The organism is Escherichia sp. KCJ4928 (assembly GCF_004352695.1).
Taxonomy (GTDB): domain Bacteria; phylum Pseudomonadota; class Gammaproteobacteria; order Enterobacterales; family Enterobacteriaceae; genus ECMA0423.
In genome coordinates this window covers 1-12,065 of record NZ_SJWV01000127.1, presented here as the reverse complement: position 1 = coordinate 12,065, position 12,065 = coordinate 1, and the positions used below count along the sequence as shown (strand labels likewise).

The 12,065-nt window shown below is 51.7% G+C and carries 10 protein-coding genes and 1 pseudogene; 8 read left to right on the top strand and 3 right to left on the bottom strand.

Annotated elements, in window-relative coordinates; genetic code table 11:
• The 7 genes and pseudogenes from E0D98_RS16670 to E0D98_RS16640 form a co-directional block, all read left to right on the top strand.
• Positions 1–346: pseudogene (locus E0D98_RS16670) on the top strand (leucine-rich repeat domain-containing protein); the annotation flags it as partial.
• A 323-nt stretch (positions 347–669) separates the two neighbouring features.
• Positions 670–2,058, top strand: coding sequence for a nitrate/nitrite transporter NarU (narU, locus tag E0D98_RS16665; RefSeq protein WP_001207905.1), 1,389 nt, complete (start codon positions 670–672; stop codon positions 2,056–2,058).
• 81 nt (positions 2,059–2,139) lie between these two features.
• The gene (gene narZ / locus E0D98_RS16660; RefSeq protein WP_050877250.1) at positions 2,140–5,880 is read left to right on the top strand and encodes a nitrate reductase Z subunit alpha; all 3,741 of its coding nucleotides are present in this window, start codon (positions 2,140–2,142) and stop codon (positions 5,878–5,880) included.
• On the top strand, positions 5,877–7,421 hold the full coding sequence (gene narH, locus E0D98_RS16655; RefSeq protein ID WP_000702560.1) for a nitrate reductase subunit beta: 1,545 nt from the start codon (positions 5,877–5,879) through the stop codon (positions 7,419–7,421). The genes narZ and narH overlap by 4 nt, the downstream gene beginning before the upstream one ends.
• The gene (narW, locus tag E0D98_RS16650) at positions 7,421–8,116 is read left to right on the top strand and encodes a nitrate reductase molybdenum cofactor assembly chaperone (protein WP_001166353.1); all 696 of its coding nucleotides are present in this window, start codon (positions 7,421–7,423) and stop codon (positions 8,114–8,116) included. The genes narH and narW overlap by 1 nt, the downstream gene beginning before the upstream one ends.
• Positions 8,113–8,793 carry a respiratory nitrate reductase subunit gamma gene (narI, locus tag E0D98_RS16645; RefSeq protein WP_000617115.1) on the top strand — a complete coding sequence of 227 codons (681 nt, stop codon included), beginning with the start codon at positions 8,113–8,115 and terminating at the stop codon, positions 8,791–8,793. Before narW ends, narI begins: the two co-directional genes overlap by 4 nt.
• A 78-nt stretch (positions 8,794–8,871) precedes the next feature.
• A complete protein-coding gene (locus E0D98_RS16640) occupies positions 8,872–9,765 on the top strand; it encodes a PhzF family isomerase (protein WP_000804390.1) in 894 nt (297 codons plus the stop codon).
• Between the two features lie 95 nt (positions 9,766–9,860).
• On the opposite strand, the gene nhoA is transcribed toward E0D98_RS16640, so the two are convergent.
• The gene (gene nhoA / locus E0D98_RS16635) at positions 9,861–10,706 is read right to left on the bottom strand and encodes an N-hydroxyarylamine O-acetyltransferase (protein ID WP_000187898.1); all 846 of its coding nucleotides are present in this window, start codon (positions 10,704–10,706) and stop codon (positions 9,861–9,863) included.
• Between the two features lie 172 nt (positions 10,707–10,878).
• Between nhoA and E0D98_RS16630 the strand changes: the two genes are divergently transcribed.
• Positions 10,879–11,448, top strand: coding sequence for a flavin reductase family protein (locus E0D98_RS16630; protein WP_000085912.1), 570 nt, complete (start codon positions 10,879–10,881; stop codon positions 11,446–11,448).
• A gap of 3 nt (positions 11,449–11,451) precedes the next feature.
• On the opposite strand, the gene pptA is transcribed toward E0D98_RS16630, so the two are convergent.
• Both pptA and E0D98_RS16620 read right to left on the bottom strand, forming a co-directional pair.
• Entirely contained in the window at positions 11,452–11,679 is a 228-nt protein-coding gene (pptA, locus tag E0D98_RS16625) for a tautomerase PptA (protein ID WP_001120141.1), read from the bottom strand.
• 98 nt (positions 11,680–11,777) lie between these two features.
• A partial coding sequence (locus E0D98_RS16620; RefSeq protein WP_107176652.1) for an ISAs1 family transposase occupies positions 11,778–12,065 on the bottom strand: 288 nt, incomplete at its 5' end.

Sequence of the window (12,065 nt, the reverse complement as noted above, 5' to 3'; positions counted from 1 at the left end):
TTGCCCTACTATGCAGCTCATGTTATTTAATTTGTTTTCCCCAGCACTTAAGCTTAATACTGGCCTGGCAATTCTTTCGCCTGGTGCATTTGAAGTTCACTCTGACGGAATAGATGTGGATAACGAATTGTTTCACTATCCTATTAAAAAAGCATATACCCCATATAATATACACACTTACAAGACAGAGGAAGTTGTAAACCAGAGGAATATAAAAGTTAAAAACATGACCTTAGATGAAATAAACAATACTTACTGTAATAACGATTATTACAATCAGGCAATAAGAGAGGAACCGATAGACCTTCTGGACAGATCGTTTTCCTCCAGTTCATGGCCTTTTTAGTGAATAAATCATCACTAATTCTATAAGTGTCTGGTCTTGTTGATAATATAGTTAATATGTAACCCTTTAGATTCACGATCTGAAGGGTTGAAACATGACATACGTTCAAAGATTAACCCCCGTTTGAAGGTTAGCTTGTTAGTTACATTTAGTAACACATATCTGGCTACTTAATCCCCATTCTGCCCCCGCGGTTACGCTTTCTTATCTATTCTTTCAATCAGCACTTCACCCAATTCATCCTTAATTCTAATAACTGGCTATTGCGCCTTACCTCCTGTTTTGTCTTTTTTCATTACCAATGTGTGCATGTGAGGAACAATATGGCACTGCAAAATGAGAAAAATAGTCGTTATCTTTTACGCGACTGGAAACCAGAAAATCCGGCCTTCTGGGAAAATAAAGGAAAACATATTGCTCGAAGAAACCTCTGGATATCAGTCAGTTGTCTACTTCTTGCCTTCTGTGTCTGGATGCTATTTAGCGCAGTTACCGTTAATCTCAATAAAATCGGTTTTAATTTTACTACCGATCAACTCTTTTTATTAACCGCATTACCCTCCGTTTCTGGCGCATTATTGCGTGTTCCCTACTCCTTTATGGTGCCTATATTCGGTGGACGCCGATGGACGGTTTTTAGTACTGCAATCCTGATTATTCCTTGCGTCTGGCTCGGAATTGCCGTGCAAAATCCGAATACTCCTTTTGGGATATTTATCGTTATCGCTTTGCTATGCGGTTTTGCAGGTGCAAACTTTGCTTCGAGCATGGGCAATATAAGTTTCTTCTTTCCAAAAGCCAAACAAGGGAGCGCTCTTGGGATTAATGGCGGATTAGGAAACTTAGGTGTAAGTGTAATGCAGCTGGTTGCACCGCTGGTCATTTTTGTACCTGTATTTGCCTTTCTCGGCGTCAATGGCGTACCGCAGGCCGACGGTTCGGTGATGTCGCTGGCGAATGCCGCATGGATTTGGGTACCGCTACTGGCGATTGCCACGATCGCCGCCTGGTCAGGGATGAATGATATCGCCAGTTCACGCGCCTCAATTGCCGACCAGCTCCCTGTCTTACAACGCCTGCATCTCTGGCTGCTGAGCCTGCTTTACCTTGCCACCTTCGGTTCGTTTATCGGTTTTTCTGCGGGTTTTGCCATGCTGGCAAAAACCCAGTTCCCGGATGTGAATATTCTGCGCCTGGCGTTCTTTGGCCCATTTATCGGTGCCATCGCGCGGTCGGTTGGTGGTGCTATTTCCGATAAGTTCGGCGGCGTGCGGGTGACGTTGATCAACTTTATTTTTATGGCGATTTTCAGTGCCCTGCTGTTCCTTACCTTACCGGGCACAGGCTCCGGTAATTTCATCGCCTTTTACGCCGTATTTATGGGGCTGTTTCTGACTGCGGGTCTGGGAAGTGGTTCTACTTTCCAGATGATCGCCGTCATCTTTCGCCAGATAACCATTTATCGGGTAAAGATGAAAGGCGGTAGTGATGAGCAAGCTCAGAAAGAAGCCGTCACCGAAACGGCGGCGGCTCTGGGCTTTATCTCAGCCATTGGCGCAGTGGGCGGCTTTTTTATTCCGCAGGCGTTTGGCATGTCGCTCAATATGACCGGCTCTCCGGTCGGCGCGATGAAAGTGTTTTTAATCTTCTACATCGTTTGTGTGCTGCTGACCTGGCTGGTTTATGGTCGGCGGAAGTTCAGCCAAAAATAAGAGATCGATGCCTGATGTACAACCGTGTCGCATCCGACAAGGCATCAGATCCCAATTCATTCCTGGAGCAGGAGTCATGTCATGAGTAAACTTTTGGATCGCTTTCGCTACTTCAAACAAAAGGGCGAAACCTTTGCCGATGGTCACGGACAGGTGATGCATAGCAACCGCGACTGGGAGGACAGCTATCGCCAGCGTTGGCAGTTCGACAAAATCGTGCGTTCCACCCACGGTGTTAACTGTACAGGCTCCTGTAGCTGGAAAATCTACGTTAAAAATGGTCTGGTGACCTGGGAAATCCAACAGACCGACTACCCGCGCACTCGCCCTGACCTGCCCAATCATGAACCTCGCGGCTGCCCGCGTGGCGCAAGTTACTCCTGGTATCTTTACAGCGCTAACCGCCTGAAATACCCGCTCATTCGTAAACGACTGATTGAACTGTGGCGCGAAGCCCTCAAGCAACACAGCGATCCGGTACTGGCGTGGGCATCGATTATGAACGATCCGCAAAAGTGCCTGAGCTACAAACAAGTGCGTGGGCGCGGCGGGTTTATCCGCTCCAACTGGCAGGAACTAAACCAGCTGATTGCCGCCGCTAACGTCTGGACCATCAAAACCTACGGCCCGGATCGCGTTGCCGGTTTCTCGCCGATCCCGGCGATGTCGATGGTTTCTTACGCCGCCGGAACGCGTTATCTGTCACTGCTTGGCGGCACCTGTTTAAGCTTCTACGACTGGTATTGCGACCTGCCGCCCGCCTCGCCGATGACCTGGGGCGAGCAAACCGACGTACCGGAATCTGCCGACTGGTATAACTCCAGCTACATCATCGCCTGGGGGTCTAACGTACCGCAGACACGTACGCCGGACGCCCACTTCTTTACCGAAGTACGCTACAAAGGCACTAAAACCATCGCCATTACCCCTGACTACTCTGAAGTGGCCAAATTGTGCGACCAGTGGCTGGCACCGAAACAAGGCACTGATAGCGCCCTGGCGATGGCAATGGGCCATGTGATTTTAAAAGAGTTTCATCTCGATAATCCCAGCGACTACTTTATCAACTACTGCCGCCGCTACAGCGACATGCCGATGCTGGTAATGCTGGAGCCTCGCGACGATGGTAGCTACGTTCCCGGGCGCATGATCCGCGCATCTGACCTGGTGGATGGACTGGGCGAAAGCAACAATCCGCAGTGGAAAACCGTAGCAGTTAATACCGCAGGTGAATTGGTAGTGCCGAACGGTTCGATTGGTTTCCGCTGGGGAGAAAAAGGCAAATGGAATCTGGAATCCATTGCCGCCGGTACGGAAACCGAATTGTCGTTAACCCTGCTCGGTCAACATGACGCTGTTGCAGGCGTGGCCTTCCCCTACTTTGGCGGCATTGAAAATCCGCATTTTCGCAGCGTAAAACACAATCCGGTGCTGGTGCGCCAATTGCCCGTTAAAAACCTGACGTTAGTCGATGGCAACACCTGTCCGGTGGTCAGCGTTTATGATTTGGTACTGGCGAATTACGGCCTCGATCGCGGGCTGGAAGATGAAAACAGTGCGAAAGATTACGCTGAAATCAAACCGTACACCCCAGCCTGGGGTGAGCAAATTACCGGCGTGCCGCGCCAGTATATTGAATCCATCGCTCGTGAATTTGCCGATACTGCCCATAAAACGCATGGGCGCTCAATGATTATCCTCGGCGCTGGCGTCAACCACTGGTATCACATGGATATGAACTACCGTGGGATGATCAATATACTGATCTTCTGCGGTTGTGTCGGGCAAAGCGGTGGCGGCTGGGCACACTATGTCGGCCAGGAAAAACTGCGCCCACAAACCGGCTGGTTGCCACTGGCCTTTGCGCTCGACTGGAACCGACCACCGCGCCAAATGAACAGCACCTCGTTTTTCTACAATCATTCCAGCCAATGGCGCTATGAAAAAGTCTCTGCTCAGGAGTTACTTTCACCGCTCGCCGATGCCAGTAAGTACAGCGGTCATCTGATTGATTTCAACGTTCGCGCCGAACGTATGGGCTGGCTACCTTCTGCGCCGCAGCTGGGGCGTAACCCGCTCGGGATTAAAGCTGAAGCCGACAAGGCCGGATTATCCCCCACAGAATTTACCGCCCAGGCGCTGAAATCGGGCGATTTACGTATGGCCTGCGAACAACCAGATAGCGGCAGCAATCATCCGCGTAATTTGTTTGTCTGGCGCTCTAACCTGCTTGGCTCCTCCGGCAAAGGCCACGAGTATATGCAGAAGTATCTGCTGGGGACCGAAAGCGGGATTCAGGGCGAGGAACTCGGTGCCAGCGACGGGATCAAACCGGAAGAAGTCGAGTGGCAAACTGCGGCGATTGAAGGCAAGCTCGACCTGCTGGTGACGCTCGACTTCCGCATGTCCAGTACCTGCCTGTTCTCCGATATCGTTCTGCCCACCGCCACCTGGTACGAAAAAGACGATATGAACACCTCGGATATGCATCCGTTTATTCATCCGCTTTCTGCGGCGGTCGATCCGGCGTGGGAATCACGCAGCGACTGGGAAATCTACAAAGGTATCGCCAAAGCATTTTCGCAAGTGTGCGTGGGTCATCTTGGCAAAGAAACCGACGTGGTATTACAACCCCTACTGCATGACTCTCCGGCAGAGCTCTCACAGCCGTGTGAAGTGCTCGACTGGCGCAAAGGCGAATGCGATCTGATTCCAGGCAAAACCGCGCCGAATATTGTGGCGGTGGAGCGCGACTACCCTGCTACGTATGAACGCTTTACCTCGCTCGGGCCATTGATGGACAAACTTGGCAATGGCGGTAAAGGGATTTCGTGGAATACCCAGGATGAAATCGATTTCCTCGGCAAACTCAATTACACCAAGCGTGATGGCCCGGCACAGGGGCGTCCGCTGATTGACACCGCCATTGACGCTTCAGAAGTGATTCTGGCACTGGCACCGGAAACTAACGGTCATGTTGCAGTCAAAGCGTGGCAGGCGCTGGGCGAGATCACCGGGCGCGAACATACCCATCTGGCGCTGCACAAAGAGGACGAGAAGATTCGCTTTCGCGATATTCAGGCGCAGCCGCGTAAAATTATCTCCAGCCCCACCTGGTCCGGTCTGGAAAGCGATCACGTATCCTATAACGCGGGATACACCAACGTTCATGAGTTAATTCCGTGGCGCACGCTGTCGGGACGCCAGCAGCTCTATCAGGATCATCCGTGGATGCGTGCTTTTGGTGAAAGCCTGGTGGCTTATCGCCCGCCTATCGACACCCGTAGCGTCAGTGAGATGCGCCAGATACCGCCAAACGGCTTCCCGGAAAAAGCACTTAACTTCCTGACGCCGCACCAGAAATGGGGCATTCACTCAACCTACAGTGAAAACCTGCTAATGCTGACGCTCTCTCGCGGTGGACCGATTGTCTGGATCAGCGAAACAGATGCCCGAGAACTGACCATTGTCGATAACGACTGGGTGGAAGTATTCAACGCCAACGGCGCGCTGACTGCCCGCGCGGTGGTCAGCCAACGTGTACCGCCGGGCATGACCATGATGTATCACGCCCAGGAACGCATTATGAATATTCCTGGTTCGGAAGTAACTGGCATGCGCGGCGGCATTCATAACTCGGTCACCCGCGTTTGCCCGAAACCAACGCATATGATTGGCGGTTACGCGCAGCTGGCCTGGGGCTTTAACTACTACGGCACCGTCGGATCGAACCGCGATGAGTTCATCATGATCCGCAAGATGAAGAACGTTAACTGGCTGGATGATGAAGGTCGCGATCAGGTACAGGAGGCGAAAAAATGAAAATCCGTTCACAAGTCGGCATGGTGCTTAACCTCGACAAATGTATCGGCTGCCATACCTGTTCGGTGACCTGTAAAAACGTCTGGACCGGGCGCGAAGGCATGGAGTACGCATGGTTTAACAACGTCGAAACCAAACCGGGCATTGGTTATCCGAAAAACTGGGAAGATCAGGAAGAGTGGCAAGGCGGCTGGGTCCGCGATGTGAATGGCAAGATCCGTCCGCGTCTGGGCAGCAAGATGGGCGTAATAACCAAAATCTTCGCCAACCCGGTGGTGCCGCAGATTGATGATTACTACGAACCTTTCACCTTCGACTACGAACATTTGCATAGCGCACCGGAAGGCAAACATATCCCTACTGCTCGCCCGCGTTCACTGATTGACGGCAAACGGATGGACAAAGTGATCTGGGGCCCAAACTGGGAAGAACTGCTGGGCGGCGAGTTTGAAAAACGTGCCCGCGACCGCAACTTCGAGGCCATGCAAAAGGAGATGTACGGGCAGTTTGAAAACACCTTCATGATGTACCTGCCGCGCCTGTGCGAACACTGCCTCAATCCCAGTTGCGTGGCGACCTGCCCAAGCGGCGCTATCTACAAACGCGAAGAAGACGGCATTGTGCTGATTGATCAGGATAAATGCCGTGGCTGGCGTTTGTGCATTAGCGGTTGTCCGTACAAAAAAATCTACTTCAACTGGAAAAGCGGCAAGTCAGAAAAATGTATCTTCTGTTATCCGCGAATTGAGTCAGGCCAACCCACCGTGTGCTCAGAAACCTGCGTGGGTCGCATCCGGTATCTGGGCGTGCTGCTTTACGACGCCGACCGCATTGAGGAAGCGGCAAGCACCGAGCGCGAAGTTGACCTCTATGAGCGCCAGTGCGAAGTGTTCCTCGATCCACACGATCCCTCAGTGATCGAGGAAGCCCTGAAACAAGGTATTCCACAAAACGTGATTGAAGCTGCCCAGCGTTCGCCTGTCTACAAAATGGCGATGGACTGGAAACTGGCGCTACCGCTGCACCCTGAATATCGCACCCTGCCGATGGTCTGGTACGTTCCTCCGCTGTCGCCGATTCAGTCCTACGCAGATGCGGGCGGTTTGCCGAAAAGCGAAGGCGTGCTGCCCGCCATCGAAAGCCTGCGTATTCCGGTGCAATATCTCGCCAATATGTTGAGTGCCGGCGATACCGGTCCGGTACTGCGGGCGCTGAAACGGATGATGGCGATGCGCCACTATATGCGTTCACAAACCGTGGAAGGCGTTACTGATACTCGTGCCATCGACGAAGTAGGCCTGAGCGTCGCCCAGGTCGAAGAGATGTATCGTTACCTCGCCATTGCCAACTATGAAGATCGTTTTGTCATCCCGACGAGCCATCGGGAAATGGCGGGCGATGCCTTCGCAGAACGAAACGGCTGCGGTTTTACCTTTGGCGACGGTTGCCACGGTTCGGACAGTAAATTCAACCTGTTCAACAGTAGCCGTATCGATGCCATCAACATCACCGAAGTGCGCGACAAAGCGGAGGGCGAATAATGCAGATCCTCAAAGTGATCGGCCTGTTGATGGAGTATCCGGACGAGCTGTTGTGGGAATGCAAGGAGGACGCGCTGGCGTTGATCCGCCGCGACGCGCCGATGCTTACGGATTTCACCCACAACCTGCTTAACGCGCCGCTGCTGGATAAACAGGCCGAATGGTGCGAAGTGTTTGACCGTGGGCGCACTACGTCGCTGCTGCTGTTCGAACATGTTCATGCCGAGTCCCGCGATCGCGGCCAGGCAATGGTGGACCTGCTGGCGGAGTATGAAAAGGTCGGCCTGCAACTGGATTGTCGGGAACTGCCCGATTATCTACCGCTGTATCTGGAGTATTTAAGCGTACTGCCTGACGATCAGGCGAAAGAAGGATTGCTCAATGTTGCGCCGATCCTCGCCCTGCTTGGCGGTCGCTTAAAACAACGCGAGGCACCGTGGTACGCGTTGTTTGATGCTCTGCTGCAACTGGCGGGAAGCTCCCTTTCAAGTGACAGTGTCACAAAACAAGTAAACAGCGAAGAGCGCGATGACACCCGCCAGGCGCTTGATGCAGTGTGGGAAGAGGAACAGGTGAAGTTTATTGAAGATAACGCCACGGCGTGTGACAGCTCGCCGCTTAATCAATATCAGCGACGCTTTAGCCAGGATGTCGCGCCGCAGTATGTCGACATCAGTGCGGGAGGTGGGAAATGATTCAGTATCTGAACGTCTTTTTTTACGATATCTACCCGTACATTTGTGCGACGGTGTTTTTCCTCGGCAGCTGGCTGCGCTACGACTACGGGCAGTACACCTGGCGCGCCTCCTCAAGTCAAATGCTCGATAAACGCGGGATGGTGATATGGTCGAATCTGTTCCATATCGGCATTTTGGGGATTTTCTTCGGGCACTTGTTCGGCATGTTAACGCCGCACTGGATGTACGCGTGGTTTTTGCCAGTGGCAGCGAAACAACTAATGGCGATGGTGCTCGGCGGTATTTGCGGTGTGTTGACATTGATTGGAGGCGCAGGACTGCTGTGGCGCAGGCTGACAAATCAGCGCGTGCGTGCAACTTCCACTACGCCGGATATTATCATCATGAGCATTTTGCTGATCCAGTGTCTGCTGGGGCTAAGTACCATACCGTTTTCAGCACAGTATCCTGATGGTAGCGAAATGATGAAGCTGGTGGGTTGGGCGCAAAGCATTGTCACTTTCCGTGGTGGATCGTCAGAAATGCTTAACGGCGTAGCGTTCGTTTTCCGCCTGCATCTGGTATTGGGAATGACCATCTTCCTGCTCTTCCCGTTCACCAGATTGGTGCATGTGTGGAGCGCGCCGTTTGAGTACTTTACTCGTCGGTATCAGATTGTGCGTTCGCGGCGATAATTTCACCCTGGCCGGATAGCCCTTCGCTCTCCGGCCACTTGCAGGCTATGATAGTTCTCCAGTCACAGGAGAACGTTAATGAAACCGCAGGTGTACCACGTCGATGCTTTTACCTCACAACCGTTTCGCGGCAATTCTGCCGGTGTTGTTTTCCCCGCCGATAATCTTAGCGAAGCGCAAATGCAGCTTATCGCCCGCGAGTTAGGCCATTCGGAAACTGCTTTTCTGCTGCACAGCGACGACAGCGATGTGCGCATCCGCTACTTTACGCCAACGGTTGAAGTGCCGATTTGCGGTCACGCGACAGTAGCTGCGCACTATGTACGTGCGAAGGTGTTAGGTTTAGGAAATTGCACGATCTGGCAAACATCGCTGGCAGGAAAACATCGCGTGACTATCGAAAAGCACAACGATGATTATCGTATTTCGCTGGAACAAGGTACGCCGGGCTTTGAGCCACCGCTGGAAGGTGAAACACGTGAGGCGATTATCAACGCGCTTCATCTCACTGAAGACGATATTTTGCCGGGCTTGCCAATTCAGGTCGCAACAACAGGACACTCAAAAGTGATGATCCCGTTGAAACCGGAAGTGGATATCGACGCCCTTTCGCCTGATCTTGCTGCGCTGAGCGCTATCAGCAAACAGATTGGCTGCAATGGTTTCTTCCCGTTCCAGATCCGCCCAGGCAAAAACGAAACCGATGGTCGTATGTTCTCGCCTGCGATTGGTATTGTGGAAGATCCGGTGACTGGCAATGCCAATGGCCCGATGGGTGCATGGTTGGTACATCACAACGTATTGCCCCACGATGGCAACGTGTTATGTGTTAAAGGCCATCAGGGGCGCGCATTGGGGCGTGACGGCATGATTGAAGTGACGGTGACAATTCGTGATAACCAACCGGAAAAAGTCACCATTTCAGGCACAGCGGTGATTTTGTTTCATGCCGAATGGGCAATTGAACTCTGAAACCGTTGCCTGATGCGCTTCGCCTGTCAGGTCTACAACCGAGCTAATGTATGCCGGATAAGGCGTTTACGCCGCATCCGGCAACCTGACATAAATTATTTTCCCGCCTCCGGGTGCGTATCAAACGCCGCCATCACCAGCGCTAACTCATCCACGGTAAAGCCATGTTTCGCATCATCCACGCCCAGACCAAACTGTTCTTGCATCACAGCATATAATGACGCCACATCCGGTAGATTTCGCTGCTCCACCGCGTGCCCATTTTCATAATGGGTAAAATGAAAATTGGTCAGCGTTAGCTTGCCACCGTCCGGCAAATGGCGGCACATCAGCAAATGATGGCGAAAATGCGACTGCGGCCAGTGCGCCGACCAGAAATTGCCCATCACATAATCGCTTTGTTGCTGCTCGCAGAGATCAAAACGGTACATCGACTGCCAATGCTGATGATGATTAAACTGCAACACCCAATCATCACCCTCCTGCAACAACCGATACTCTCCGTGTGGCGTGGTCTGCACGAGATCGGAAACTAAACGAATCGGCGCGGTTAGCGTCTGCCCACCGAAACCGACATCAGCAATCCATTTTTCCTCTTCCAGTTCCACCAACAGCAAACGATGGGTGCGCGGCGGTAATGCTGGCGGATTTGATAACACTACGCGCCCTAACAAGCTGCGAACGTTAAACTCCAGCTCGCGTAACACCCGCTCAAACACGCCATTCTGCTCAAAACAGTAACCGCCACGACGGGCTATCACCAGTTTCTCTTCCAGCGATTGATCATCAAGCTGTATTTCCCTCGGCAGCAAAACGTCGAGGTTTTCAAACGGAATAGTGCAATTGTGTTTCAGGTGCAATGCACGAAGCGTATCAATATTGACCGCAGCAGCTCCCGACCAGTTAATACGGGCAAAATAGTGATTCAGAATGGGCGTCATCAGGCGTTTCCCTTAGTGGTTTTCTCAACTTATAACCTGGAATAGACGCCGCACCGGCTATTTTGTGCGATCGCGGACATGCATCACGTTTGCAAATCGCCAATCCCGTTAATTTCGTTACTTATTGCGTTACGGACTACGCTTAAAAAAACCTTCTTCGCGAGGCGATACCATGAGCCGATTCATCCCCATAGAATTACACCATGCCAGCCGTCTGTTAAATCATGGCCCAACTGTCATGATCACCAGTTTCGATGAGCAATCCCAGCGGCGTAACATTATGGCAGCAGCCTGGTCAATGCCGGTGGAGTTTGAACCGCCACGCGTGGCGATTGTGGTAGATAAATCGACATGGACCAGGGAGTTGATTGAACGTAACGGTAAATTTGGCATCGTTATCCCGGGCGTTGCAGCAACTAACTGGACGTGGGCAGTGGGAAGCGTGTCGGGTCGTGAAGAAGATAAATTTAATTGCTATGGCATTCCGGTGGTGAAAGGTCCGGTGCTTGGTTTGCCACTTGTTGAAGAGAAATGCCTGGCGTGGATGGAGTGCCGCCTGCTACCTGCGACTTCTGCGCAACAAAAATACGACACGCTGTTTGGCGAGGTGGTATCAGCAGCGGCAGACGCACGGGTATTTGTCGAAGGCCGCTGGCAGTTTGATGATGATAAGCTCAATACGTTGCATCATTTAGGTGCTGGCACGTTTGTTACCAGCGGCAAGCGAGTTACGGCGGGTTAAGCATTACATGCTGTAACCAGGTTTCTTTATCAAAGCCTCCATTTGGGGCGCGATTTCGGCATCCCAGATAGCTTGCCAAGATTCTGGTTGAATCTGCTGTAGAGCAATGCTTATCGAGCTATCTTTACTGTTCAGATGGCGAATAATAACGTCGGTAATATCTGCAGCAAGTGCTGCTTTTTGTTGTTCGTCCAGTTCACGCGGAAAGCATTTAATGTCGATGTGCGGCATGATTACGCTCCTTTTGAAAGATGTCAGTAAAATTAACACACATTGTGAATGTCATGTGTCCGGTAAAGCGTTTATACGACAATAATGCCAGAGCAAGATTACGAAAGCCTTCTCCCCGCAAGGACTGACGCCAGGTAGTTTCTGTCCATGGCTGCTTTTCGCATCTTACGTCTTAACCCTGCCTTGAATACCTTATCATTCGTCAAAATATTAATAGCAATGTGCCGTATCCCTGAAAATAATTCTGCTGCATTTCCTTTTCTTATTTTGCAGTCGTCTTCATTCATTACCACGTCCAGACGCCAGTGCAGCTTATTCTCCACGTGCCAGTGGTTTCGGATTGCTGTGGCGAACTTCTCTGCGGTTAAATCAGCAGAACTGATATA